Source organism: Streptomyces sp. M41 (assembly GCF_043673425.1).
GTDB lineage: Bacteria > Actinomycetota > Actinomycetes > Streptomycetales > Streptomycetaceae > Streptomyces.
Genome location: NZ_JBIMKE010000006.1, coordinates 73,974 through 99,178 on the forward strand (window position 1 = coordinate 73,974; position 25,205 = coordinate 99,178).

Consider the following 25,205-nt stretch of genomic DNA (forward strand, 5'->3'; position numbering starts at 1 on the left):
TTCCCGCAAAACGGCATGTCATCCGCCACGGACACCTCAGCGGGCGGCTTCGCGGCCGGCACGATCATGTCCATGCCCATGCGCGGGCCGTCGATTCCGAGGGCACTCGGCGGCGAGCGCCGCGACCCGCCCGACCCCGGGCCGTGCAGCCGGCCGGGAAGCCACGGGGGCGGGGGCCTCCGGCTACCCCTCGGAGTCCCGCTTCCAGTCCTTGACGAGGAGGCCGAGCAGCACCTCGTCCAGGAACTCGCCCATCACCCAGGCCGAGGAGCGCAGCACGCCCTCGCGAACGAAGCCGTTGCGTTCGGCGGAGCGCAGCATCGCGGCGTTGTCCGACAGCGTCTCGATCTGAAGCCGGTGCAGGCCGCGCACGACGAACCCGTAGTGACACAGCACCGCGACCACGTCGGAGCCGTAGCCCTTGCCGCGGGCGGCCGGAAGCAGCCCCAGCCCGATGTGCGCGGACCGGTTGTGATGGTCGATGCCCCACAGCGTCGCGGTGCCGATCAGCGTGCCGCCGCCCAGCTCCACCACGGAGAAGGGGACGTGCGCCTGCTCCTTGTCGTCCACGTCGTCCACGACGAGCCGCGGGTCCTTCGCACCCGGCGAGACGGGCCGCCACGGCCCGCTTTCGGCCCGCGAGGAGTTGACCACGTCGTCGTAGAGCTCGGTACGCAGGACCGGGATGTCGTCGTGCCGGGCCCTGAGCCCGACCTTGGCGCCTCTCAGCATGCGGGCTTCCTATCCGGCCGTGCCGACCGGCGGCAAACGGATAAGCAGGACAGGCGGCGTCGCCGTCCGGCACCTGGTGCCGCGCCGCCCCTCAGACGGCCTCCTGGCCGGCACGCGCGTGTGCCGTGTCGGACATCTCCCGGCGATAGGCCGCGTAGGCGGCGCGCAGCGGTGTGCCCGGCCAGTCCGGTGGCAGCAGTCCGGGCGGCAGCACCGGGTCGGCCAGCAAGTGCCGTACCACGGCCGCGAAGGCGGTGAAGCGGTCGGACGGCCGGCCGGCACCGGTGACATGGGTGAGCAGGGCGCGTCCGGTGTCAGCCCACTCGGCCAACGGCCACAGGGTCGCTGCCAGTTCGGGCGCGGGCCGGCCGGGACGGGCCGTATAGCGCTGGGCCACGCGGCCGAGGTCGTCCGGGAGGGGGCGGAGCAGGTTGGCGGGGCGCAGCCAGACGCCCTCACGCAGTTCGGCGAGGCGCAGGCGCGTCAACTTGCCGCGCAGCTCCGCCCGTTCGGCAGGGCCTCGGCCGGTGGCCGTGACCACGACCATCTCCCAGTCGCCGCTCCACGGCCGGGTCTCGGGATGAACGGCGTCGTCCTGGCGCCGCTGGCGCTCCAGGAGCCGGTCGCTGAGCCGGTAGACCGCGTCCGCGCGCCGCAGGTCGCCGGCGGCCACCATCCGGCTGAGCGCGGCCCGCAGGGTGGACCCGGCGATGCCGAACGGCTCCACGTTGCGCACCAGGTCCTTCACCGGCAGCTCGGGCGGATGCAGCCCCAGCAGCATGCTCAGCACGACCGAGCGGGCGGACAGCGGGCGCAGTTCCCCCTCGTCGGCGTGCGTGGACGCGTTGTTCGGCATGGTCACGACTGTACGGGGCGGGATGACGTATTACACTATTGCTGCGACCGTAGAGAGAGTGCAACACTGGCCGTATGGTCTCGATACTCGCGCAGGAGCAGTCCGGTGACGGTGCCGCGCCGGAGCCTTCGGAGCGGTCCCGGCAGTACGCCACCCACGACGTCACCAACCAGCCCCCTCCCCTGTCGCCGTACGACGCGTCCGAGGACACCGCCCTGCTCGAAGGGCTGCGCCGGGAGGGCGCCGGGTGGGCCGAGGAGGACATCCGCCGGCTCGGCCTGACGGCGGGCAGCGTCGAGGCGCAGGAGTGGGGTGAGCAGGCCAATCGGCACGAGCCCGAGCTGCGTACGCACGACCGGTACGGCCATCGCGTCGACGAGGTCGACTTCCATCCGAGCTGGCACCGCCTGATGCGGGTCGCGGTCGCCGAGGGGCTGGCGGGAGCTCCGTGGGCGGACGAGCGGCCCGGCGCCCATGTCGCCCGGACCGCGGGCGGGCTGGTGTGGGGCCACACCGAGGCCGGGCACGGCTGTCCGACGTCGATGACGTACGCCGCCGTCCCCGCCCTGCGCAGGCAGCCCGAGCTCGCGAAGGTCTACGAACCGCTGCTGACCAGCCGGGAGTACGAGCCGGGGCTGCGCGTGCCGACCGAGAAGCGGGGCCTGCTCGCGGGCATGGGGATGACCGAGAAGCAGGGCGGCTCCGACGTCCGCACGAACACCACCACGGCGACGCCGACGGCCGAGCCGGGCGTGTACACGCTGCGCGGGCACAAGTGGTTCACGTCGGCGCCCATGTGCGACGTCTTCCTGGTACTGGCCCAGGCCCCGGGCGGTCTGTCCTGCTTCCTCGTACCGCGCGTCCTGCCCGACGGCAGCCGCAACACCTTCCGCATCCAGCGTCTGAAGGACAAGCTGGGCAACCGCTCCAACGCCTCCTCCGAGCCGGAGTTCGACGGCACGGTCGCCTGGCTGGTCGGTCCCGAGGGGCGGGGTGTCAAGACGATCATCGAGATGGTGAACTGCACGCGGCTGGACTGCGTGATGTCCTCGGCCACACTGATGCGCAAGACGCTGGTGGAGGCGGGGCACCACGCACGCCATCGCACCGCGTTCGGGGCACGGCTGGTGGACCAGCCGCTCATGCGCAACGTCCTGGCCGACCTCGCGCTGGAGTCCGAGGCCGCGACGACGCTGACGCTACGACTCGCGGGCGCGGCCGACAGGGTGGTGCGCGGCGAGGACGCGCGCGGCACCGAGACGGCGTTCCGCCGGATCGCGACCGCCGTCGGCAAGTACTGGGTCACCAAGCGGGGCCCCGCCTTCACCGCGGAGGCCCTGGAGTGCCTCGGCGGCAACGGCTACGTCGAGGACTCGGGCATGCCCCGCCACTATCGGGAGGCCCCGCTGCTGTCGATCTGGGAGGGCTCGGGGAACGTCAACGCCCTCGACGTGCTGCGGGCGTTGAGCAAGGAACCGGGTACCGCCGAGGCGCTCTTCGGCGAACTCGCCCTCGCGCAGGGCGCGGACACCCGCCTGGACGGCGCGGTCGCCCGCCTGAAGGGCATGCTGGCCGCGGGCTCCGAGACAGGCGCCCGCCGCCTGGTCGAGCTGATGGCCCTCACCCTCCAGGCGTCCCTCCTGGTCCGCCACGCCCCCGCCCCCGTCGCCGACGCCTTCTGCGCCACCCGGCTCGGCGGCGACTGGGGACACGCCTTCGGCACACTGCCCGACGCCGCCGACGTGGACGCGATCCTGAGCCGGGCGCTGCCGGGCGGGGAGTGACGGCGACGAGGTGACGCGAGGGCAGTTGGGAACTGCCGGACGCCCGCTGGGGGGCGGACGGCGGCTCTGCCCGGCGAACCGCTCTCTGCGGGGCCTGCCCGGGGGGGGGCTGGGCACAGTTGGGGCCGGGCATACCTGGGGCTGGATACCTGGGCCTGGGCAGGCCCGAGGCTGAGCAGACCCAGGGCTGAGCAGACCCGGGGCCGGGTATGCCCGAGCCTCCCCGGCGCCCGGCGCACGGCCTCCAGCTGCCTCGCCCGCTGCCGGAGCGTGGGCACGGGCGGCGGCGCCGCCGGTGCGCCCTTGTCACCGGCCGCCCCGCAGCACCGGTGCCCACGTGCCGGGGCAGAACCAGAAGCACGGGAGCCGAACGGGCGTGAACCGGGGCGGGTCACCTTGTACCCGGGCGCCGCGCCACCGGACCGCCGGTTGCCGGGCCGCCCAGCCATCGGGGCGCCGTCGTCGGCCACCGGCGTGCGTCCCATCACCTCACCCCCTCACCCCCACTCCCCTCACCCCGTAGTCCGCCCACTCCACAACGGCCCGACCCGGGCCCACTCGTAGCCCCATTGGTCGATGCGCATGCTCTCCAGGCGGGCCCGGAGGGCTCGGCCGGCGGCGAAGGGTACGGACGCGGCGAACAGGCCGGCGAGGCTGCCGACCAGGGCCGATCTCGAACGGGCCTCGGCCTCGGTGGCCGGCCTGGTCACGAGGCGGCCCTGGGCGTCGGTCCAGACGGTGACCGGTGTGCCTACGCCGCTGCCGGGGCGGACGCGGGCCTGGCCGGTGTGGGCGGCGCCGTCCGGCCCGCTCCAGCGGACCTTCGCCCATACGCTCGCGCCGCCCGTGGTGCCGGAACGCGCGTCCGACGTGCCCGGTGCCTGCTGGCCGAGCAGTGCCACGACGGGCCGCCACTCGACGCGCTCCCGGGCCATCTCCCGCTCCACCGTGCCGGCCGTCCCCACACCGGCGAGCACGCCCGTGAGCACGGTGGCCGCCCAGGCGGCGAGCAGCACCCAGCCCTCCACCGCGTCGGCCCGGCGCCTGAGCGGATTGCGCCGCCACCGCCACAGCCACACCTTCGCACCACGGAACGCCATCGAAGGCTTCCTCCTCATGAGCGCACGAACATGCCGGACCCACCGCCCCCTTCCCATACGGCGGAGGACCGCCGGATGCTCATGGCATCTGTCCGGCGAGGACCGTGACACGGCCCCCGAGGCCCCCGCAGGCGTCTTCGTGAAAGCGCCTCGCGGCTCGTGCCGGGGGAGCTACCATCGCCGTCCTGACCTGCGGCGCAAGCCTTTGCAGAGGTGACTGTCAGTGCCGGGGTGCAGACTGGCCGGTGTCTGGGACGAAGACGTCACGGAGGTGATCGGCATGACCGAGGTACTGCTGGCCGTGGGCACGCGCAAGGGCCTGTTCATCGGCCGAAGGCGGGGTGCCGCCTGGGAGTTCGACGAGAGCCCCTACTTCAACGCGCAGGCCGTGTACTCGGTCGCCATCGACACCCGGGGCGACCGACCGCGCCTGCTGGCCGGCGGCGACAGCGCGCACTGGGGCCCGTCCGTGTTCCACTCCGACGACCTGGGCCGCACCTGGACCGAGCCGGCCAGGCCCGCCGTCAAGTTCCCCAAGGACACGGAGGCCTCACTGGAGCGGGTGTGGCAGCTGCACCCGGCGGCGGGGGAACGGGACGTGGTGTACGCGGGCACGGAACCGGCCGCGCTGTACCGCTCCGAGGACCGCGGCGAGTCCTTCGAGCTGGTCCGCCCGCTGTGGGAGCACCCCACGCGGTCCAAGTGGGTGCCGGGCGGCGGCGGTGAGGGCCTGCACACCGTGATCACCGACGAGCGCGACCCCCGGGCCGTGACGGTCGCCGTCTCGACGGCAGGTGTGTTCCGCACGTCCGACGGCGGCTCCAGCTGGGCACCCTCCAACTCCGGTGTCTCGGCGGTGTTCCTGCCGGATCCGAACCCGGAGTTCGGGCAGTGCGTGCACAAGATCGCCCAGGACGCGGGGTCGCCGGACCGGCTCTACCTCCAGAACCACTGGGGCGTGTACCGCAGCGACGACGCGGGCGCGCACTGGACGGACATCGGTGCGGGCCTGCCGTCCACCTTCGGCTTCGCTGCGGCCACGCACCCGCACCGCGGCGACACGGCGTACGTCTTCCCCATCAACGCCGACTCGGACCGCGTACCGGCCGACCGGCGATGTCGCGTCTACCGCACGCAGGACGCGGGCAGGAGCTGGGAGCCGCTGTCGGCCGGGCTGCCCGAGGGGGACCACTACGGCACGGTGCTGCGGGACGCGATGTGCACGGACGACGCGGACCCGGCGGGGGTTTACTTCGGCAACCGCAACGGCGAGGTGTTCGCGTCGGCCGACGACGGCGACACCTGGCGGCAGTTGGTCGCGCATCTGCCGGACGTGCTGTGCGTGCGGGCCGCGGTGATCGGATGAGCCTCCGGGACTTACGGGTCCGCCTTGGCCACTGGTTGATCGGCGCTGTCGGTACGGCAGTAGGGTGACGCCCGTGGCATCACGACCCTTGCATGAGATCGTCGAACCGGGCTGGGCGAAGGCCCTGGAACCCGTGGCCGAACGGATCACCGGGATGGGGGACTTCCTGCGCGCGGAGATCTCCGCGGGACGCACCTATCTGCCGGCCGGAGCGAATGTCCTGCGCGCCTTCCAGCAACCCTTCGACGAGGTGAGGGTCCTGATCGTCGGGCAGGACCCCTACCCCACCCCGGGCCATGCCGTGGGTCTGTCGTTCTCGGTGGCACCCGAGGTACGTCCGCTGCCGGGCAGCCTCATCAACATCTACCGGGAGCTCAACGCCGACCTGGGGCTGCCGCAGCCGTCCAACGGCGATCTGACGCCCTGGACCCGGCAGGGTGTGCTGCTCCTCAACAGGGCGCTCACCACGGCCCCGCGCAAGCCGGGCGCCCATCGCGGCAAGGGCTGGGAGGAGGTCACCGAGCAGGCCATCCGAGCGCTGGCGGGACGCGGGAAGCCGCTGGTGTCCATCCTGTGGGGCCGTGACGCCCGCAATCTGCGTCCCCTGCTCGGCAGGCTCCCTTCGGTGGAGTCCGCGCATCCCTCCCCCATGTCCGCCGACCGCGGTTTCTTCGGTTCCCGCCCGTTCAGCCGCGCCAACGATCTGCTGATCCAGCAGGGAGGTCAGCCCGTGGACTGGCGCCTGCCATGACCGGCACGGGGCGGGGCCCGGCCGACCAGGGCTTTCTCGCCGTCGACTCGGGTGGATCAGGCCTGCGGGTCGTGGTGGGGAGCGTCGGTCGTGGTGCGACGGCCCGGCGGGAGTCCCGGGAGCCGGTGCGGACCGGGGAACGGGGCATCGACGCCGGGCATCTGATGGAGCAACTGGTGCCCCTGGTGCGGGCGTCGATGGCCGAGGCCGGTGTCGACCGGCTCGGTGCCGCGGCGGTGGGTGCCGCCGGGCTGGCCTCGCTGGGGGACGCCCTGCGTGCCGAACTGCCGGGTGCGCTGGAGCGGGAGTTCGGCATCGGGCGTCTCGTCCTCGCCGCCGACGCCGTCACCGCCTACGTCGGCGCTCTGGGGTCCCGGCCCGGGGCCGTGCTGGCCGCCGGGACAGGGCTCATCGCGCTGGGCACCGACCTGACCCGGTGGCGCCGTGCGGACGGCTGGGGGCATCTGCTCGGCGACTGCGGCAGCGGAGCCTGGATCGGGCGGGCCGGTCTGGAAGCGGCACTGCGAGCGTACGACGGCCGTCCGGGTGGGTCCGCCGGACTGCTGACCTGTGCCGAGGAGTTGTTCGGCCCGATGCGGGGGCTGCCCGGCAAGCTCTATCCGCGTCCGGACCGGCCCGCCGTCCTCGCCTCCTTCGCGCCGCAGGTGGCCGCCCGCGCCGACAGCGACCCGGTCGCCGCGGACATCCTGCGCACCGCCGCACGGCACATGGCCGAGACCGCAGCCACCGTGTGCCCCGCCGTCGGGGAGCCCCGAGTCGCGCTCACCGGTGGCCTGTTCAAGATGGGCGACGCGCTTCTCGCGCCCCTGGAGGAGGAGTTGTCGAAGCGGCTGCCGCGGGCGCTCCGGGTGGCACCCGACGGGGATCCGCTGCTGGGGTCGGTGCGCATGGCGACCGACCTCGCGACCGGCTCGCTGACACTGCCGGGTGACGAGACGATGCTCTGCGTGCTGACCCGTGCGGGTGACAGATAAAACGGACTGATCCACATAGGCTGATCGGTTCAGAACCGGACGTAACTCATCAGACAAAACCGGACGGATACCGCTCACCTGCACCCTCCCCGAACAGGGGAGCCCAAGAAACCAGTAACATGCGGCGCCATGAGCTCCCCCACTGGGCCCGCGTCCGGCCTGCCAGTACGAATGCCGCGCCCCCGCCAGCCCGGGCGGCACCGCCGACCCGAGCCGCAGGCGGCTCCCGAGGGCGCGCCCTCGCTCGTTCTCGCGGTGCCGGGCACGCCGAGCGCCGCCACCCGCGGCCTCGCCGAGGAGGTCGTGAGCATCGCCCGCTCCGAGCTCCCCGGCCTCGACGCCCGGATCGGGTACGTCGATGGTGACGACGCGGAGTTCCCCACGCTCCAGTCCGTGCTGGTGCACGCCGCCGAGGAGCGCATCGCCCGCTATGAGCAGGCGCTCGCGGCCGGGGTGGAGGCCAAGGAGCCCGAGGGCCCCGTCGCCGTCGTGGTGCCGCTGCTCGCAGGCCCGGACAGCGCGCTGCTGCGTGTCATCCGCCAGGCCGTGATGGACAGCCGGGTCGCGGCCGATCTGACCGATGTGCTGGGCCCGCACCCGCTGCTCGCCGAGGCGCTGCACGTGCGCCTGTCCGAGGCCGGCCTGGCCCGCGCCGACCGTGCGCGCCTGTTCACCGTGGCGACCGCCGCGGACGGCATCATCCTGGCCTCCGTCGGTGGTGAGGAGGCCGTGCAGGCGGCCGGGATCACCGGCATGCTGCTCGCCGCCCGCCTGGCCGTGCCGGTGATGGCGGCGGCCCTGGACCAGGAGGGCTCGATCACGGCCGTCGCCGAGCAGCTGCGTTCCTCGGGCTCGCAGCAGCTGGCGCTGGCGCCGTATCTGATAGGGCCGGAGATCGACCCGAGCCTGATCGCGGAGGCCGCCCATGAGGCGGGCTGTTCCGCCGCCGAGGCGCTTGGCCCGTACCCGGCGATCGGCAAGCTCGCGCTGTCCAAGTACACGACCGCGCTGGGCATCGCCCCGCCGCAGCCGCAGGGCACGCCGGTGCGCTGACCCGCACGCCACAGCCGTAGCGCCGAAGGGCCCGTCCCCCGTGGGGGAGCGGGCCCTTCGGCCTTGCGGTCACCTCAGGCAGGTCGGATCGGACCCGATGCGTGTCCATAACCGGGTCCGGAACCGGGTCCGGAACCGGATTCCGGGTCCGGTTCCGGGCCGATGAGCACGCAGGACGCGGCGGGCATCTCGATGGAGCCCTCATAGAGCGGGAGCCCCGTGTCGGGGTCCAGGGCGAACCAGGACACGTCACCGGAGCGCTCGTTGGCGACGTACAGGATCCCCTCCGCCTCGGTGATCGCTCGAGGCCAGTGTCCGGCGCAGGTCACGGTGCCGGTCAGCCGCAGTTCCTCGCCGGCGACGGTGAACGTCGACAGCACGTCCTCACCGCGGGTCGCCGTCCACAGGAAGCGGCCGTCGGGTGAGGCGACGATCCCCGAGGGGTAGGCGTCGCCGGCCGGTGCACCCGGCAGTACCCGGGTCTCGGTCAGCGGCTTGAGCGTGCCGTCCTCGGCGTCCCAGTGGCAGACGGTGACCGTGGGCGTGAGTTCGTTGAGGACGTAGGCGTATCCCGCGGTGGGATGGAAGGCCAGGTGGCGGGGGCCCGAGCCGGGGCGCAGGGCGATCTCGCGGTGCACTTCGAAGGTGCCGTCGACCGGCGTGTAGACGCGCACCGAGTCGGTGCCGAGGTCGACGCCGACGGCCCAGCGCCCGCAGGGGGTGGGCAGCACCTGATGGGCGTGCGGGCCCTGCTGGCGGGGTGTGTGCGGGCCGGAGCCGGTGTGCCGCAGGACCGCCGTGGGGGCGTCGGCGAGGGTGCCGTCGGGGCGGACGGCGACGGCGGTGACACTGCCGGAGCCGTAGTTGGCGGTGAGGACGTGGCCGGCGAACAGGCTGAGGTGCACGGGGCCGCTGCCATCCACCGCGACCGGCGGCCCGGTGAGCTCCGGGGTGTCGCCGACCACGCGGTACGCGGCCACCGCGCCCTCGGCCGTCTCGCTGACCGCGTAGAGCGTGTCGCCGCCGGGCGACAGGGTCAGATACGCGGGGTCGGGCACCTCGGCCACGCTGCCGAGCACGGTCAGCGCGCCACTGCCCGGGGTCACGCGAGCCGTGGTGATGCCCCGCCCACCGGCCGCCGTGAACGATCCGATGTAGGCCCGCCTGCCCCGCCTGCCGACGTATGCCACCGCTGTCCCCTTCCGGTCGGATGCCGTCGGCGGTGACGGTAGCAGTGAACGGCCATCGGTCTAGACCAAGTGGCGCAAAGGGAGTTCCGCATGGCGCGCCCTTCGGGACACACCCGCGGGCGGCTCCCGCGCGGAAAGGGCGAGTCGATCAGGAGAGCCAGTCGGTGTAGCGGGTCGGGGCGAGGTGGGCTTCCTTGTCGGTGAGGACGTCGCCCCGGACGGCGGCGAACATGCCAGCGGTGGGATCGGTGACGACGGTGCGCCGGTCGCCCTTGTGGGCGAGGGTGATCCGGCCCAGCTCGTCGAGGGGGAGGATCTCGGGGCCGGCGACGTTGCGGATGCCGCGCAGCGGCGTGCCCACGGCGACCTGCGTCACGGCGGCGGCCACGTCCTTGGCGGCGATCGGCTGGATCGGGGTGGCGGGCAGGCGGACGGTGTCGCCGTCCGCGGTCCAGGACAGGACGGCGTCGACGAACTCCATGAACTGCGTCGCCCGGACGATCGAGTACGGGACCGGCCCGGCCGCGAGAAGATTCTCCTGGAGTGTCTTGGCCCGGTAGTAGTCCAGCTCGGGGACCTTGTCCACGCCGACGATCGAGAGGATGACGAAGTGGCCGACGCCGGCCTCGGCAGCCGCGGCGAGGAGGTTGTCCATCGAGTTCCGGAAGAACGCCGGGGACGCCTCGTCGAAGGTGGGCGAGTTCGTCAGGTCGACGACGACATCGGCGCCCGCGACCGCCGCGTCGAGGCCCTCTCCGCTGATCACGTCGACTCCGGTGGACTGCGCGTGCGGGACGGCCTCGTGCCCGACAGCGTTCAGGTTGCGCACGACCTGCGAACCGATCAGTCCGGTACCGCCGATGACTGCGAACTTCATGGCACGCCTTTCGGTGGAGGTGCGTCCGGGGGCACTCCCCCACCATCGGCGAACGACGCCGTCCCGGCGAGCGGTGACGCCGCCGACTCGGTGACCGGCCGGTCAGGGCGCCGGGCCCGGACCGGCGTTCACTCTCCTACGCCGACCAGCCGTGCACCGGTCGGTGAGCGCAGCGGCTGGGCCAGTTCGGCCAGGGCTCGCTCCAGACCGTGCAGATGGGTCAGGGCGGGGTTCGATGCCGTCGGCTGGGCCGTGGGGGTGGCGACCCCCGTGCCGTCCTTGCCGCCCTCGCCGCCCGTGCCGCCGGTGAGCGCCTCGACGGCTGCCTCGACGCGCCAGCACGCGGCGGCGAGGCGGGCGTCGTGCGAGGCCACCGGGTCGGCGGCGACGGCGACGAGGCCGCGGATCTCCCGGGCGCAGTCGTCGAGCAGGGCCAGCACCCGGCGGGCACGCCGCTTGCGGGCCGGCACCGGGTTCAGCGGGTGCACGAGCGGCGCGACGGAGAGCCGTACCCGGCCGAGCAGCTGTTCGAGTTCGGCCACGCGCGAGGCCGGGTCGGCGCGCTCGTCACCGGCCAGCCGGGCGGCGGCCTCGGCGGTGGCGGCCTGGACGCAGCGCAGGGCCCGCTGGATCCAGGCGTCGGTGACGGCATGGGTGGTGACGGGCAGGACGAGCAGCACGGCCAGGACGGCGCCGAGGGCCCCGACACCGGTCTCGGCGAGCCGCAGCGCCAGCAGGGCGGGGTCGAGGACGCCCAGCAGGCCGTAGAGGAGCTCGGCGAGGACCGTGACGCAGAGCATCATCCAGGTGTAGGAGACGGCGGCCGTGTAGAAGATGCCGAAGACACAGACGGCGAGGAGTGCGGCCGACGGGAGCACCGCTCCGTGCAGGGGTACGGCGACGAGCAGACCGAGTCCGATGCCGATCACCGTGCCGAGGACCCGGCGGAAGCCGCGCACCAGGGTCTCGCCGCGCGAGGTGGTGTTGACGAAGATCCACCAGGTGGCGCCGACGGCCCAGTACCAGCGCTGCCCGGACACCAGCTGGCCCACCACGAGGGCGAAGCCCGCGCCCGCGGTGGCCTGGATCGCCTGGCGGGTGGTGACGCGGGCCAGGCCGCTGCCGCCCGGGGGTGCCGGTTGTACGGGGGCCGGGGGTGTGTGGCGCTCGTAGCACCACAGCCCGAAGCGCACCACGGCGGCGGTGAGCAGCGAGAGCAGGAGGGCGGCGTAGAGCTCGGGGAGCTGTCCGGGGGTCGCGTGCAAGAACTGCGCCACGAAGAAGGTCATGAACGCGAACACGCCGAGACTGTGTCCGCGGGGCCCCCAGCGGCGGGCGTACACGCCGGCGCCGACGACGGCGAGGAAGGTGAGGTCGCGGGCGACCGGGTGGTCGTGCAGCTCGGCCGCCGCCGCGAGGACGGGGAGGCCGACGAGCGGCAGCAGGGCGGTGGTGACCGCCTGTGCGCGGACGGTGGCGTCGGTGACGGTGAACAGGGCGAGCAGCGCGGCGAGCCCGCCGGTGACGGCGCCCACGAGGGAGTGTCCGGCCAGGCCGCTGACGACGACGGCCGCGCCGATGCCGAGGACGGCCCGGGTGGCGAACCTCAGCCGCGCCCGTCCCGGATCCGGAGCCATGAACACCCTCTTCAGCACCGCTTACCGCCCCCTTCGTGCCCTGGCCGCGCCCTGGCTGGAAACCGACATGAAAAAGGCGCCGCGGGGTCCGCAGCGCCATCGACGCCTCCATATCACCATCCCTACCGCCACTGGCTCAAGTGGCTCCGTCTAGACTGGGCCATTGGTACAGCCTCGACCCCTCCAGGGTGGTCACGGGAGGGCCAACGGACGAGGAGCCGGACGACATGGCCGTGGACGAGCTCGACACCCGCATCCTGCGGCTGCTGCTGGAGCAGCCCCGCACGAGCGTGCGGGAGTACGCCCGTCTCCTCGGCGTCGCGCGCGGCACCCTTCAGGCCAGGCTGGACCGGCTGGAGCGGGACGGCGTGATCACCGGCACGGGGCCGACGCTCTCCCCCGCCGCCCTCGGCCATCCCGTGCTGGCCTTCGTGCACATCGAGGTCACCCAGGGCCACCTCGACGACGTGGGTGACGCGCTGGCCGCCGTACCGGAGATCGTCGAGACGTTCTCGATCACGGGCGGCGGGGATCTGCTGACCCGGGTGGTGGCCCGTGACAACGCGCATCTGGAGGACGTGATCCAGAAGCTGATCAGCCTGCCCGGCGTGGTCCGCACCCGCACCGAGGTGGCTCTGCGCGAGCGCGTCGCGTACCGGCTGCTGCCGCTGGTGGAGTCGATCGGTCGGGCGGCGGCCCGCACCTGAGCTTTGACATGCTGGGGCCATGAGCGGTCTCAGCGGTATCTCGGTCATCTTCGATCTCGACGGCACGCTCGTGGACAGCGAGCCCAACTATTTCGAAGCCGGCCGACAGATCCTCGCCGAGCACGGGTTCCCCGGTTTCACCTGGGAGGACCATGAGCGCTACGTGGGCATCAGCACGCTGGAGACGGTGACGATCTGGAAGCGGGAGTACGGTCTGCGGGCCTCGGTCGAGGAGCTGCTCGCCGCCAAGAACCGCCGCTATCTGGAACTCGCCCGCGCCGCCACGCGCGCGTACCCGCAGATGCGCGAGTTCGTGGAGCTGCTGGCGGCGCAGGGCGTCCCGATGGCCGTGGCGTCGGGTTCGTCGCGCGAGGCGATCGCCGCCATCCTGGCCGGCACGGGCCTGGACGATCATCTGCGCACCGTCGTCTCGGCGGACGAGGTGGAGCGGGGCAAGCCGGCGCCCGACGTGTTCCTGGAGGCGGCCCGTCGGCTCGGCGCGGCGCCGGGTGACTGTGTGGTCGTGGAGGACGCGGCCCCGGGTGCCGCCGCCGCGCATGCGGCCGGGATGCGATGCATCGCGGTTCCGTACGTGCCGGCCCAGGCGGACGCCCCGGAGTTCGCGTCGGCGGGCCTGCTGCTGCCCGGTGGCCAGCCGGACTTCACGGCTCGGCGTGCGTACGACTGGCTCGTGGGGTCGACGGCGGCCCGCTGACGCCGGGCACGGCTGAGGGCGGGGCGACCGGGCGCCGAGGCGACGGGAGGGCGGTCGTGCGACGCACTGTGCTCCGCCCTTCCGGTCCCTACGACCGGCGCCGGGGCTTGCCTCGCCGTGCGCCCTTCGTGCCCTTGGCGCCCCGCCCCGGCTGAGCTCCTCGCCCGCCGCCGGAGCCACCGTGCCGGCCCTGACCGGTGCCGCTCTGGCGGCGCGGGCTGCCGCCGCCCTCGGGCCGCTTGCGCTTCGACTGCTCCTTCTCCGTCGTGGCCGAGGGCTGGGGCGGGGTGCGGCCCCGGGTGCTGTTGACGGTACGGCCGCGGACGACGCCGATGAAGTCCTCGACCGGGTCGGTGGTCGCGTCCTGCGGCCAGGACAGGGCGATGCTCGACTGGGGGGCGTCGACGAGCGTCCGGTAGGTGAGGTCCTTGCGGTGGTGCAGCCTCGCCAGGGACTGCGGCACGACCAGCAGGCCGACCCCTGCCGCGACGAGCTCGACGGCGTCCGCGGTGGTCGCGGGGCGCTCGAAGGCGGGTTGCCCTGGGGGCCGTTCCCAGCCGAGGACGTCGTCGAGGGGGTGGAAGACGACCTCGTCGGCGAGGTCCTCGACGGTCACCTCGTCGACCGCCGCCACGATGTGGTCCTTGGGGACGACGACGACCGTGGTCTCGGTATAGAGGGGGATCGCGCTGAAGACCGTACGGTCGACCGGCAGCCGTACGAATCCGGCGTCCGCGTCACCGGCCCGCAGCAGCTCCGGCGCCTCGGCCGCGGTCGCCGGGAGGAGGGTGAGGGGGACGTCGGGATAGCGCTCGTCCCAGATCCGCACCCACTTCGAGGGGGTCACCCCCGGGACGTATGCGAGCCGGAAGGACGCCGGCGCCGCCGGGTCCGAAGCGGTCGCGGGCGCCGACTGGGCCGCTTCGGGGGGCGAAGGAGCTGCTTCCGGGGACGAGGGGGGTACTTCCGAGCCTGTCACCTGGCCAGGCTACCGGCCGTGGCCGTGGCCGCGTCCGCCATGGCCGCGCTGGGCAGGGCGCGCAGAGCGCGCAGCGGTGACAGGAAGGCGGGGAGGACGCTCAGGGTCATTCCGGCCGCACCGGCCCAAAGGGTCCCCGCGGCGCCGAAGAGGGATCCCGACACCCCGCCCAGGAGCCCACCGAGGGGGACGCCGCCCCACGACACGAAGCGGGCCGTGGCGCTCATCCGGCCCAGCAGCCGGTCCGGCGTCAGCGCCTGCTGGAGGCTCGACTGCGCCACCACGCGGACGACTCCGCCCAGGGACAGGCCCGCGAGCCCGACTGCGGCCCCGTACACGCTCCACCCCGGTCGCGCCAGCGGCATCAAGGCGGTCAACGGGCAGGTGGCCAGGGAGGCGAGCCAGATGACACGGCCCTGCCCGACCCGTTTCGACACCGCGGTGGCCGACAGGGCGCCCAGCAGGGCGCCGCAGCCCATCGCCGACAGGACGAGGCCGATACCGAACGACGTCAGGCCCATCTCGCGCTCCAGAAAGACCAGCAGCATCGTTTGGTACATCACCAGGAAGAAATTGAATATCGCGTCCCCCAGCATGATGGCGCGCAGGGCGGGGTGCCGGAGTACGAACTTCAATCCCTCCCTGATCTCCCGCCCCAGCCGGGGCCGTCCGACCGGTTCGGGTTTCGGTTCCCGTTTGCGGATCGTGATCGCCAGAAGTCCCGAGACGGCCATTCCCGCGGAACTCGCCAGCAGGGTGGCCGGGGCTCCCACCAGGCCGACCAGCGGGCCTGCCGCCGTCGGCCCGCCGATACTCGTCACCGAGCGGATCGCCGAGAGCTTGGAATTTCCCTCCACGAGATGCCCGCGTCCCACCAGATGCGGCAGATAACTGACGAACGCGACATCGAAGAAGACCGTCAGCACTCCATGGGCCAGGGCGACCAGATAGAGCCACCAGATGGTGAGGAGGCCGGCCCACCAGGCGATCGGAACCGTCAGGAGGATCACCGCGCGCACCAGATCCGTGGTGATCAGCACCGACCTTTTGCGCATGCGGTCCACCCATGCGCCGGCCGGCAGCCCGACCAGGAGAGAACCGGCCGTGGTCATCGCGGCCAGCAGCCCGACCTGTAATTCGTCCGCGCGTAGGGCCACGATCGCGACCAGGGGCAGCGCCAGGAAAATGATGCGGTCGCCGGTCTGTCCCAGTGCGGTGGCGGCGAACAGCCTTCCGAAGTCCCGGTCCGCCAGAAGTCCCAGCCGTGAGGTTTTGGGCATGCAGATCTCCTCTGCCGAAATGGGAAGTGCTCGCGTTTGAATGCTTGCGTTTGAATGCAAACCGCTACGGCCGGTCGACGCCGAATTCGTAGACCACTTCCCGACGCGCGTCCGGAACGACCATGTCGGCGGTTTCCACCGGACGTCCGTCGGTGTCGTAGATGGTCCGCTCGATACGGAGCACCAGATCCCCCGGGCCGATCCCCAGCAGATTGGCCTCGGCCCGGTCGGCACGCCCCGGGCGGGGCACCTCGACGACGGTTTCGACGACGACGCCGATGCGGCGCATCCGCTCGACGACGCCCTTCCCGGCCAGTGGTCCCCTCTCGGGCAGCACGACCGGTGTCCCCTCCGTAAGGGCCATCGGCTCCCAGGAGTCGGAGAGTTGAACGGGGTGTCCGCCGGCGAGGAACTCGTAGTGCGTCCTGACGCAGAGGTCTCCGGGGCGGATGTCCAGCCGCTCCGCGATCTCCTCCGGGGCGGCGACGCGTACCTGGCTGTGCGCGTCCCAGGCATCCGCCCTGCCCGGCTCCCGCGCCTCGGCACGGAGGAAAGGGCCACCTCGGCGATCCCGGTGCCGCGAGCGGACCAGCCGCAGCCGCTCGCGCGGAACACGCACGTACGTGCCCGAGCCCGCCCGGCCCTCGAGGAGACCGTCGACGATCAGCCGGTCCACCGCCCTCTGCACGACGTTGCGCCCCACCGCGTACTCCTGGGCGAGCCGGGCCCGGGACGGCAGGCGCCCACCGATCTCCCACTCACCCGCGAGAATCCGCGCGCGCAGCACATCGGCCACGGCGAGGTACGGCGCCTCTCGGGGCATGGTTGGTCCTCCGGGTGGTCGGGCCGGGCGGCGGCTGCTGTTCTCGGGCAGCGTGGGAAAGCTACTTCACCGGGTGAGAGCTACTGCAGCAGCAATACGCTCGGCACACGCCTCAGCAGGGCAGACGCCGTGCGGCTGCGCGCGGTCGTTACCCTGGACCACATGACGTCGCACCAGAACACCCAGACGATGAAGCCCGCGACCGCGGCGAAGAAGCTGGGTGTGTACCTCGAGGCCACCCCCGCCGAGTTCCGTGAGGGCGTGGTCTCCCGTGCCGAGCTGAACGCGCTCCAGGCCGACCCCCCGCAGTGGCTGCTGGAGCTGCGGCGCGACGGCCCGCACCCCCGGCCGGTCGTCGCCCAGAAGCTGGGCGTGTCCATCGCGGGTCTGGCCCGCGGCGGCGTCACGGAAGCGCTCACCACCGAGCAGATCGAGGCGCTCAAGGCGGAGCAGCCCGAGTGGTTGCAGAAGGAGCGCGCCACTCAGGCCGAGGTCCGCAAGGAGGCGGCCCGCCTCAAGGAGCGGGACGCGCAGCGCTCGGACCGGAGCTCCTGAGCCGGTCCCCGGTCGGCCCCGTCGGGACGCATGAGCGTGCTCGTGCTCCCGGCGGGGCCGCCGTCGTTTCGGTGCAGTGAGTATCGGTTCAGTCAGTGGCGGTTCAGTCAGTGGCGGTTCAGTGGGTGGCGGACCGTTCCGGAAGCGCGTCGAGGAACGTGGCCGAGGGGACGAAGAAGAGGGTTCCGGTCACCGCCTGGGAGTAGTCCAGGATCGGATCGGGCTCGGACTCGGGGCCGCCCAGGAACATCTTGCGCATCATGGCCTCCGGGGTCTCGGGGCTCCGGGCGTAGGCGATGAAGTACGTACCGAACTCGCCGTGTCCGGGCCTGCCGAACGGCATGGCGCCGCGCAGGATCTCCAGTTCCTCCCCGTCCGGGCCGAGGACGGTGTTCACGTCCTTGTGGGAACCGGGCATGTCCAGCTCGATGTTGGTCAGCTTGGAGCGGCCGATCACCTTCTCCTGGGCCTCTACGGCGAGGGCCTCCCAGGCGTCCACGTCATGCACGTACTTCTGGACGATGGCGTAACTGCCGCCCGTGAAGCCCGGGTCCTCGGGTCCGACGATCGCCGCCTCGGCCGCCGCCTGGCCGACCGGGTTCTCGGTGCCGTCGACGAAGCCGAGGAGGTTGCGGGAGTCGAAGTAGGCGAAGGCCTGGACCTCGTCCTGGACGGTGACCGCCTCGCGCAGCCGCTTCATGATCTCGGCGACCAGGGCGAAGCAGAGGTCGGTGCGGGCGGCACGGATGTGGAAGAGCAGGTCGCCGGGGGTCGACACGGCACGGTGCCGTGCCCCTTCCAGCTCGCGGAACGGATGCAGCTCCCGGGGACGCGGAGCGCCGAACAGCCGGTCCCAGGCTTCGGATCCCACTCCGGCGACACAGCACAGGCCGCCGTCGGGACTCGGGAACCCGACGGCTCGTACGAGGCCCGTGAGCCCGGACAGCAGGTCGCGCACGGCGGGTTCGCCGCCCGGCTCTATCGTGACCACCAGGAAGACGGCTACAGGTGCCGGTGGACCGAGCACTGGCTGTGGCTGTGCATCGACCGGCCGTATCGACGACGACGGCATGGTTCCCCTCTCACCCTCGAACCCCGCCAACTAACGATGCCCGGCCGAACCGCGAACGATACCCGCCGAATTTCCGCACATCCGGCGTGTGCGACCGGTGAGGAACGTCCGCTCGGGAGCCGAAAATCCGCATGCGTCCACTCGTCCCGCTCTGGGATCATCCCGGCATGGTCCACCCTCTCGAACCCCTGGTCGTCCGGCACACCCACCGCCTCCCCTCGCCCACCGGGCCCGCCGGTGAAGGCGCGGTCGCGGCACGGCAGTTCGACGCCGCGCTGCTGTCCGTGGGCTTCAAGCTCTCGGCGGAGCTGCTGGCCCATCTGTCGGGGCTGTCCGAGGGCACGGTCGTGGACACGGCGACCCGGACGCTGGGCACGGTCCGCGAGACGGTCGGGGACCATGTGCGGCACAACGCGTACTTCGTCGACTTCCCGGCCAACGTGCCGGACACGTACGACTTCTGGATGCGCTGCATCGCCGAGGCCCTCGTCGACGACGAGGCCCGGCCGGGCGTGCTGGACCAGTTGAGCACCGGCGTCGTCGACCTGCTCACCCTTCCGTCGTACGGCCGCTACCAGCACACGTACGCCGAGATGCTCGGCCATCACGAGGAGTTGCTCGCGGCGGCGGGCGACCGGATGACGGTGCTGCATCTCGGCGGTGACGCGGAAGCCGAAGTCGCCGCGCTGTATGTGGCGTTGGCCGGCAGCAGCACACCGCTCGGCGAGGACACCCTGCGTGATCTCGAGGCGCTCGCCGAGGCGTGCGTGGACGGGCAGCAGCCGGCGGAGATCCCGATCCGGGAGAACCGCGCGATGGTCAACCGGGCTCGTCTGCGGGCCGGTTCGGAGCTGTTGCTGGACACCGTGACCGATGTACTGCGGCTGGCCTGCGCGTTGTCGGACGGCGATGTCACTCTGCTGGAGCCGACACGTTTTCGCGGGCTCTCCCGGCCGGTTCGCCGTGCTCTGCTGGCGGGCCTCGACTCGGTGGTGGCGGCGGCGCCCGCCAAGCTCGCGGACGTCCATGCGCACCGCGAGGACTTCAAGCGGCTCGGTGAGCGTCTGCACCCGCACGAGTACCCGCAGTGGCCACACGCCGCCGAGGTGTTCGCGGTCGCCCGGGGCGAGAAGCAGGCCCGCTCCTTCGACAGCCTGGTCGAGGAGCTGCTCGGCATGCACGACGTCACGGGCGCGGTGAAGCTGCTGAGGTCCGCGCCCGGCAAGCTGTTCCGCTCCCTGGACCGGCTGCTGCGCATGGCCCTGACCCAGGAGGAACGGGACGCGGTCGTGGCCGCCGCCGAGGAGGTCGTCCCGCACGTCGCCGGGCGGGTCGTGCTGTCGGTGCGGGAACATCTGCACAACCGGGCCGAGGACACCGGTGAGCGCCGTGTCTTCGTGAACCGGCTCGGCCGCGCCTGGGTCATGGAGGACGACCGCCCGCCGGTGCCGGCGGCCGAGCGGGACCGCTTGGTGGCCGCGCTCGACGCGGAGCTGCGCCGCCGGCTCCCGGCTCCCGGTCGGCTGCTGATCGACCCGGACGTCCTCGACGTCGCGCTGCCGCTGAGCGGCAAGGCGGTCTCCTCGGGTCTCGGGGTGCTGCCGCGCGGCTCGGTGTCGCCGGTCGACGGCGAGCTGCTGCGCTTCTTCGTGTACTGGAAGCAGAAGAGCCACGACACGGACTACGACCTGTCGGCGCTGATGCTGGACGCCGATTACCAGACCGTGTCCTGGCTGTCGTACACCCAGCTCAGCGCCGTCGACGGCGAGCACTCGGGTGACATCACCGAAGCGCCCGCCGGAGCCTCGGAGTTCATCAACCTGCGCCTGGGCGCCGTGCGCGGCACCTTCGTCGTGCCGCAGGTCAACCTCTTCTCCGGCGAGGGCTTCGAGGAAGTGGAGGAGTCGTTCTTCGGGTTCATGCTGCGGGAGGGCGAGCAGCAGGGGCGGCCCTTCGAGCCGCGTACCGTGCGGATGAAGTCGGAGCTGCGCGGCCCGGGGCGGGTGGCCCTGCCGCTGGCGTTCAGGCGCGGGGCAGACGGGCGGTGGCAGGCCAAGTGGCTGCACCTGTACCTCAGGGGCACCCCTTCGGCCAACCGCGTGGAGGGCAACCGGGTTTCGGTGGCGACGCTGCTGCGCGGCATCGTCGAGCGCGAGCAGCTCACGGTCCGCTACCTCGCCGAGCTGATGACGGACGGCGGTACGGCGATGACCCTGTGGGACAGGAAGACGGTTCCGCAGGAGCCGGTCACCTACATCGGTCTCCAGCGACCGGAGGGGCTGCATCCTCGGTCGCGGGTCTTCACTCCCGAAAATCTGCGCGACCTGATCCCCGCGTGACTGTTAGAGTCGGCCGTGGCGAGGCCATGAAGGGGCTTCCTTCTCACACTCCTTGAATCTAGTCCTTTCGCTTTCCTCGCCACTCAATGCTTTCTCGTGCTTCCGCGCGGGTGGGCCGGCTCAGCTGTCGTAGTCCACCGTGAGCGTCTCCGAGACCGGGTACGACTGGCAGGTCAGCACATAGCCGGCGTCCACCTCGGCCGTCTCCAGCGCGAAGTTCCGCCGCATGTCCGCCTTGCCGTCGGTGACCAGGGCCCGGCAGGTGCCGCAGACGCCGCCCTTGCAGGCGAACGGCAGGTCGGGGCGGGTGCGTTGGGCGCCGTCGAGGATGGTCCGCTCCCTGGGCAGGGCGGCCGTGGTGGAGCGTCCGTCGAGGGTGATGGTGACCTGGCTGACGGGTCCTTGCGGGCCGCTCTCCTCGTGACGGGTCTCCCGTACGGGTTCGTCGTCGGCGTAGAACAGCTCCTGATGCACCCGCTCCTCGGGGACGCCGAGGCCGTCCAGCACGTGCTGCGCGTCCCTGACCATGCCGTGCGGACCGCACAGCCACCAGTGGTCCGCGGTGCGCACGTCGACCAGCGCGTCGATGAGCGTCGCGAGCCGGTCGGCGTCGATACGGCCCGAGAGCACCTCGGCCTCGCGCGGCTCGCGCGAGAGCACATGGGCGACCTGGAAGCGGCTCGGGTAGAGGTCCTTCAGGTCGGCGAGCTCGTCGGCGAACATCACCGTGTCGGTACGGCGGTTGCCGTAGAAGAGGGTGACGGTGGAGCGGGAGTCGGCGGCCAGCACGGACTCGGCGATGGACATCATGGGTGTGATGCCGGAGCCCGCGGCGATCAGCACATGGTGGCCGGGGGTGCCGAGGTCGGGGGTGAAGCCGCCGGTCGGGCCCATCACCTCGACCATGTCGCCGGGACGCACCTCGCTGACGAGCCACGACGAGAAGACTCCGCCGGGCACGACCCGCACACCGATGCGCGGGCTCGACCCGGCGGGCGAGCAGATCGAGTACGACCGGCGCTCGTCCCGCCCGTCGATCTCGCGCCGCAGGGTCAGCGACTGGCCGGGCTCGAACGCGAACTCCTCGGCCAGCTCCGCCGGGATGTCGAAGCTCACGGCGACCGCGTCCGCGCACAGCGGCGTCACGGCCGCGATGCTCAGGGTGTGGAAGGCCGGACGGCGGCGGGTGCGCGGGCGGGCCGCGGCGGCCGTCTGTGCTTCCCTGAGGCCTTCCATTCAGATCTCCTTGACGTACTCGAACGGCTCACGGCAGGCGCGGCAGCGCCACAGCGCCTTGCAGGAGGTGGCGGCGAAGCGGGAGGTCTCCTCGGTGTCCGCGGAGCCGCAGCGCGGGCAGGACACCGCGTGCCGGGTCGGAGACAGCACCAGCGGGACCGGGCCGTCGCCGCGGGGCGCGGGGCCGGGCGGGGCGATGCCGTGCTCGGCGAGCTTGCGGCGGCCGTCGGCGGTGATCCAGTCGCTGGTCCACGGCGGGTCGAGGACCGTGCGGATCTCCACGCGCGCGTACCCGGCGGCACGCAGCCGCGCCGCGACGTCCGCGCGCATCTCGGCCATGGCGGGGCAGCCCGAGTAGGTCGGGGTGAGGCTGGCGACGACCGTGCCGTCCGCGGTGGTCTCGACGTCCCGCAGGACGCCCAGGTCGGCCAGGGTCAGCATGGGCAGCTCGGGGTCCGGTACCTGTGCGGCGATGTGCCGGGCTCGCCGGGTGTCGGACAGGGTGGTCACGGTCACCATGTCGCCTCCGGGTGGGCGCGGGCCACGCCCTGCAACTCGGCCAGCAGGGGCGCCAGATGCTCGGTGTGCTCGCCCTGGCGTCCGGTGCCGGGCAGCGGCCGGTAGACGGGCATGGGCAGCCCGGCCGCCTCGGTGACCTGCTTGAGCACCGCGACGACCTCGTCCCGTACGTCGTGGGCGGTGAACAACTCGCCGACGTACGGGGCGACCTGCTCCAGTGCCTTGCGCGTCCGGCGGTGCGACTCGTCCGTGCCGTCGCCCAGGCGGACCGTCCACTCGGCGGCGTACTGCCGGTGGTAGCTCAGCTCCTTGACGCCCTTCGCGGCGATCGCCGCGAGCACGGGGTCCTGGTGTGCCGCCAGTCGCTCGAAGTGCGCGAGGCGCCAGCTGGACAGCACCAGCAGCCGCACGATCGAGAACGCGAAGTCCCCGTTGGGCAGTTCGGCCAGGCGTACATTGCGGAAGTCGCCGACGTCGCGGAAGTAGGCGTAGGCGTCCTCGTCGCGGCCGGTGCCGTCGACCTGGCCCGCGCGTGAGTAGAGCAGCCGGGCCTGGCCGAGGAGGTCGAGGCCGATGTTGGCCAGCGCCACCTCCTCCTCCAGCTCGGGGGCGCGGGTGACCCACTCGCCCAGGCGCTGTGCCGAGACCAGCGCGTCGTCGGCCAACGCCACGCAGAGGGAGGCGAGTTCACCGGAGTCGATGCCGTCGGGGACGGTGGTGTCGACGCCGTGCAGCGGGTCCTCGAAGCCGGTGCCGTAGGCCCAGCGGGTGTCGTCCTCGTGTCCCTCGGCGAGGGTCAGATAGACGTGGTCGTCACTCATGCCCTCTCCTTCAGATGTGCGGGACGTCGTCGGGGATGTCGTAGAAGGTCGGGTGGCGGTACACCTTGTCGGCGCTCGGCGCGAAGAACGGGTCCTTCTCGTCGCGGGTCGAGGCGGAGATGTGTTCGGAGCGCACCACCCAGATCGAGACGCCCTCGTTGCGCCGGGTGTACACGTCGCGCGCGTGGGTGAGCGCCATCCGGTCGTCGGCGGCGTGCAGCGAGCCCACATGGACGTGGTTGAGTCCGCGCTTGCCGCGTACGAACACCTCGTACAGCGGCCAGTCCCGCTTCTCGGACGGCTTCTCGGACGGCTTCTCGGAGGTCATGCCACCGCTCCCTTCGTCGCGCGGGCGGCCTGCTTGGCCGCGTGGGCGGTGGCCGCCTCCCGCACCCAGGCGCCTTCTTCGTGGGCGCTTCTGCGCCGGTCCATCCGCTGGGCGTTGCACGGGCCGTCGCCCTTGATGACCCGCATCAGCTCGTCCCAGTCGGGGGTGCCGAAGTCGTGGTGGCCACGCTCGGCGTTCCAGCGCAGTTCGGGGTCGGGCAGGGTGACGCCGAGCTTCTCGGCCTGCGGGACGGTCATGTCGACGAAGCGCTGACGCAGTTCGTCGTTGCTGTGCCGCTTGATCTTCCAGGCCATCGACTGCGCGGAGTTGGGCGAGGCGTCGTCGGGCGGGCCGAACATCATCAGCGAGGGCCACCACCAGCGGTTCACGGCGTCCTGCACCATCTCGCGCTGGGCGTCGGTGCCGCGCATCATCGTCATCAGCAGTTCGTAGCCCTGTCGCTGGTGGAAGGACTCCTCCTTGCAGATCCGCACCATCGCGCGCGCGTACGGCCCGTAGGAGCTGCGGCACAGCGGCACCTGGTTGCAGATCGCGGCGCCGTCCACGAACCAGCCGATCACGCCGACGTCGGCGAAGCTCAGCGTCGGGTAGTTGAAGATCGACGAGTACTTCTGGCGGCCCTCGACGAGGCGGTTCGTCAGCTCCGCGCGGTCGGTGCCCAGGGTCTCCGCCGCCGAGTACAGATAGAGGCCGTGGCCTGCCTCGTCCTGGACCTTGGCGAACAGGATCGCCTTGCGGCGCAGGGACGGCGCCTTGGTGATCCACTCACCCTCGGGTTGCATGCCGATGATCTCCGAGTGGGCGTGCTGAGCGATCTGCCTGATCAGCGTCCTGCGGTAGCCCTCGGGCATCCAGTCGCGCGGCTCGATGCGCTGGTCGCGCGAGATCGTCGCGTCGAAGTGCTGCTGGAGCGGCTCCTCGGGGGGCGCCTCGGCGGAGTGTGCAGTCGTCATCGAATCCCGCTTCCCAACCGACCATTCGTTCGGTATCCAGTGTGACTGGTTTCCGTCGGCGGAGCAAGACCCTTCGAGGGCGCGAAACCGGCCCGCACGGCATCACCTACCGCCCGATCGAGCGGAGCGGCCCTCGATCACTACGATCCGCGGCGATCACTACGATCCGTGGCGGAACCGAAGCAGCGCGCAGCGAAACCGGTGGTCCACGCACCGCCGGCGTCGAAGGTCACAAAAACGTATCGGACATTTCACACGTCAATCTTCACGTGAGGCACACAAGTTCGTTAGGTTACGGCTCAGGCCGCACGAAGATCTCCGGCGAACCCCGCCGGGACGTGCGCCCTCCGCCGAGTCCGGTGCGTCCAGATGGGCCGCTGGAGCCGGGGACCCAACCGAGCTTGTGGTGAATCGGCCCAACTCCCCTTCGGGGCAGGGCCGTAGGGCACACCTTCCGGAAACCGCCGCCCGAACCCGTCAGCTGACCCGGTAGGCGGAGCACGGAAGGAGTACGTC

24 protein-coding genes and 1 riboswitch are annotated in these 25,205 nt (G+C 72.1%); of the genes, 9 read left to right on the forward strand and 15 right to left on the reverse strand.

What is annotated here, in order from left to right; genetic code table 11:
• Positions 1-183: 183 nt before the first annotated feature.
• Both ACHBTE_RS10480 and ACHBTE_RS10485 read right to left on the reverse strand, forming a co-directional pair.
• The gene (locus tag ACHBTE_RS10480; RefSeq protein WP_394723347.1) at positions 184-732 is read right to left on the reverse strand and encodes a GNAT family N-acetyltransferase; all 549 of its coding nucleotides are present in this window, start codon (positions 730-732) and stop codon (positions 184-186) included.
• A 91-nt stretch (positions 733-823) separates the two neighbouring features.
• The gene (locus ACHBTE_RS10485) at positions 824-1,588 is read right to left on the reverse strand and encodes a PaaX family transcriptional regulator C-terminal domain-containing protein (RefSeq protein ID WP_394723348.1); all 765 of its coding nucleotides are present in this window, start codon (positions 1,586-1,588) and stop codon (positions 824-826) included.
• A 74-nt stretch (positions 1,589-1,662) separates the two neighbouring features.
• Between ACHBTE_RS10485 and ACHBTE_RS10490 the strand changes: the two genes are divergently transcribed.
• Positions 1,663-3,372 (forward strand): acyl-CoA dehydrogenase family protein, encoded by a 1,710-nt coding sequence (locus ACHBTE_RS10490; protein ID WP_394723349.1) that lies wholly within the window; start codon positions 1,663-1,665, stop codon positions 3,370-3,372.
• 512 nt (positions 3,373-3,884) lie between these two features.
• On the opposite strand, the gene ACHBTE_RS10495 is transcribed toward ACHBTE_RS10490, so the two are convergent.
• Positions 3,885-4,472 carry a hypothetical protein gene (locus ACHBTE_RS10495; protein WP_394723350.1) on the reverse strand — a complete coding sequence of 196 codons (588 nt, stop codon included), beginning with the start codon at positions 4,470-4,472 and terminating at the stop codon, positions 3,885-3,887.
• A gap of 280 nt (positions 4,473-4,752) precedes the next feature.
• Here ACHBTE_RS10495 and ACHBTE_RS10500 point away from each other — a divergent pair, with 280 nt between their 5' ends.
• The 4 genes from ACHBTE_RS10500 to ACHBTE_RS10515 all read left to right on the forward strand — a co-directional run bounded on the left by ACHBTE_RS10500 (position 4,753) and on the right by ACHBTE_RS10515 (position 8,637).
• Positions 4,753-5,838, forward strand: coding sequence for a WD40/YVTN/BNR-like repeat-containing protein (locus ACHBTE_RS10500; protein ID WP_394723351.1), 1,086 nt, complete (start codon positions 4,753-4,755; stop codon positions 5,836-5,838).
• A 73-nt stretch (positions 5,839-5,911) separates the two neighbouring features.
• Positions 5,912-6,589, forward strand: a complete 678-nt coding sequence (locus ACHBTE_RS10505; RefSeq protein WP_394723353.1) for a uracil-DNA glycosylase — start codon at positions 5,912-5,914, stop codon at positions 6,587-6,589.
• Positions 6,586-7,584, forward strand: coding sequence for an N-acetylglucosamine kinase (locus tag ACHBTE_RS10510; RefSeq protein ID WP_394723354.1), 999 nt, complete (start codon positions 6,586-6,588; stop codon positions 7,582-7,584). The genes ACHBTE_RS10505 and ACHBTE_RS10510 overlap by 4 nt, the downstream gene beginning before the upstream one ends.
• Positions 7,585-7,713: 129 nt before the next feature.
• Positions 7,714-8,637 carry a sirohydrochlorin chelatase gene (locus ACHBTE_RS10515; RefSeq protein WP_394723356.1) on the forward strand — a complete coding sequence of 308 codons (924 nt, stop codon included), beginning with the start codon at positions 7,714-7,716 and terminating at the stop codon, positions 8,635-8,637.
• A gap of 74 nt (positions 8,638-8,711) precedes the next feature.
• On the opposite strand, the gene ACHBTE_RS10520 is transcribed toward ACHBTE_RS10515, so the two are convergent.
• The 3 genes from ACHBTE_RS10520 to ACHBTE_RS10530 all read right to left on the reverse strand — a co-directional run bounded on the left by ACHBTE_RS10520 (position 8,712) and on the right by ACHBTE_RS10530 (position 12,359).
• The gene (locus ACHBTE_RS10520; protein WP_394723357.1) at positions 8,712-9,827 is read right to left on the reverse strand and encodes a lactonase family protein; all 1,116 of its coding nucleotides are present in this window, start codon (positions 9,825-9,827) and stop codon (positions 8,712-8,714) included.
• 148 nt (positions 9,828-9,975) lie between these two features.
• Complete coding sequence (locus tag ACHBTE_RS10525; RefSeq protein WP_394723358.1) at positions 9,976-10,704, reverse strand: SDR family oxidoreductase; 729 nt, start codon at positions 10,702-10,704, stop codon at positions 9,976-9,978.
• A gap of 128 nt (positions 10,705-10,832) precedes the next feature.
• Positions 10,833-12,359 (reverse strand): FUSC family protein, encoded by a 1,527-nt coding sequence (locus tag ACHBTE_RS10530; RefSeq protein ID WP_394723360.1) that lies wholly within the window; start codon positions 12,357-12,359, stop codon positions 10,833-10,835.
• A gap of 209 nt (positions 12,360-12,568) precedes the next feature.
• On the opposite strand from ACHBTE_RS10530, the gene ACHBTE_RS10535 reads away from it, so the two are divergent.
• Both ACHBTE_RS10535 and ACHBTE_RS10540 read left to right on the forward strand, forming a co-directional pair.
• Positions 12,569-13,048 (forward strand): Lrp/AsnC family transcriptional regulator, encoded by a 480-nt coding sequence (locus ACHBTE_RS10535; protein ID WP_394723361.1) that lies wholly within the window; start codon positions 12,569-12,571, stop codon positions 13,046-13,048.
• Between the two features lie 19 nt (positions 13,049-13,067).
• On the forward strand, positions 13,068-13,763 hold the full coding sequence (locus tag ACHBTE_RS10540; protein ID WP_394723362.1) for an HAD family hydrolase: 696 nt from the start codon (positions 13,068-13,070) through the stop codon (positions 13,761-13,763).
• Positions 13,764-13,851: 88 nt separating this feature from the next.
• On the opposite strand, the gene ACHBTE_RS10545 is transcribed toward ACHBTE_RS10540, so the two are convergent.
• The 3 genes from ACHBTE_RS10545 to ACHBTE_RS10555 form a co-directional block, all read right to left on the reverse strand.
• Positions 13,852-14,610 carry a LysR family transcriptional regulator substrate-binding protein gene (locus tag ACHBTE_RS10545; RefSeq protein WP_394723363.1) on the reverse strand — a complete coding sequence of 253 codons (759 nt, stop codon included), beginning with the start codon at positions 14,608-14,610 and terminating at the stop codon, positions 13,852-13,854.
• Positions 14,611-14,738: 128 nt separating this feature from the next.
• A complete protein-coding gene (locus ACHBTE_RS10550; RefSeq protein WP_394723364.1) occupies positions 14,739-16,022 on the reverse strand; it encodes an MFS transporter in 1,284 nt (427 codons plus the stop codon).
• A 64-nt stretch (positions 16,023-16,086) separates the two neighbouring features.
• Positions 16,087-16,845, reverse strand: a complete 759-nt coding sequence (locus tag ACHBTE_RS10555) for a GntR family transcriptional regulator (protein WP_394723365.1) — start codon at positions 16,843-16,845, stop codon at positions 16,087-16,089.
• 162 nt (positions 16,846-17,007) lie between these two features.
• Here ACHBTE_RS10555 and ACHBTE_RS10560 point away from each other — a divergent pair, with 162 nt between their 5' ends.
• Positions 17,008-17,400: a DUF5997 family protein gene (locus ACHBTE_RS10560; protein WP_394723366.1), complete on the forward strand. Its 393-nt coding sequence runs from the start codon at positions 17,008-17,010 to the stop codon at positions 17,398-17,400.
• A 118-nt stretch (positions 17,401-17,518) separates the two neighbouring features.
• On the opposite strand, the gene ACHBTE_RS10565 is transcribed toward ACHBTE_RS10560, so the two are convergent.
• Complete coding sequence (locus ACHBTE_RS10565) at positions 17,519-18,472, reverse strand: Dyp-type peroxidase (protein ID WP_394723367.1); 954 nt, start codon at positions 18,470-18,472, stop codon at positions 17,519-17,521.
• Positions 18,473-18,639: 167 nt separating this feature from the next.
• Between ACHBTE_RS10565 and ACHBTE_RS10570 the strand changes: the two genes are divergently transcribed.
• Complete coding sequence (locus tag ACHBTE_RS10570; RefSeq protein WP_394723368.1) at positions 18,640-20,811, forward strand: TerD family protein; 2,172 nt, start codon at positions 18,640-18,642, stop codon at positions 20,809-20,811.
• Between the two features lie 120 nt (positions 20,812-20,931).
• On the opposite strand, the gene paaE is transcribed toward ACHBTE_RS10570, so the two are convergent.
• Genes paaE through paaA form a run of 5 tightly spaced genes read right to left on the reverse strand, consistent with a single transcriptional unit; the run spans position 20,932 to position 24,689 of the window.
• The gene (paaE, locus tag ACHBTE_RS10575) at positions 20,932-22,047 is read right to left on the reverse strand and encodes a 1,2-phenylacetyl-CoA epoxidase subunit PaaE (protein WP_394723369.1); all 1,116 of its coding nucleotides are present in this window, start codon (positions 22,045-22,047) and stop codon (positions 20,932-20,934) included.
• On the reverse strand, positions 22,048-22,566 hold the full coding sequence (gene paaD, locus ACHBTE_RS10580; RefSeq protein WP_394723370.1) for a 1,2-phenylacetyl-CoA epoxidase subunit PaaD: 519 nt from the start codon (positions 22,564-22,566) through the stop codon (positions 22,048-22,050).
• A complete protein-coding gene (gene paaC / locus ACHBTE_RS10585; RefSeq protein WP_394723371.1) occupies positions 22,560-23,387 on the reverse strand; it encodes a 1,2-phenylacetyl-CoA epoxidase subunit PaaC in 828 nt (275 codons plus the stop codon). The genes paaD and paaC overlap by 7 nt, the downstream gene beginning before the upstream one ends.
• Before the next feature lie 10 nt (positions 23,388-23,397).
• Positions 23,398-23,715, reverse strand: coding sequence for a 1,2-phenylacetyl-CoA epoxidase subunit PaaB (paaB, locus tag ACHBTE_RS10590; protein ID WP_394723372.1), 318 nt, complete (start codon positions 23,713-23,715; stop codon positions 23,398-23,400).
• Complete coding sequence (gene paaA / locus ACHBTE_RS10595) at positions 23,712-24,689, reverse strand: 1,2-phenylacetyl-CoA epoxidase subunit PaaA (RefSeq protein WP_394723373.1); 978 nt, start codon at positions 24,687-24,689, stop codon at positions 23,712-23,714. Before paaA ends, paaB begins: the two co-directional genes overlap by 4 nt.
• 338 nt (positions 24,690-25,027) lie before the next feature.
• A riboswitch (cyclic di-AMP (ydaO/yuaA leader) is annotated at positions 25,028-25,201 on the forward strand.
• The last annotated feature ends 4 nt before the right edge of the window (positions 25,202-25,205 follow it).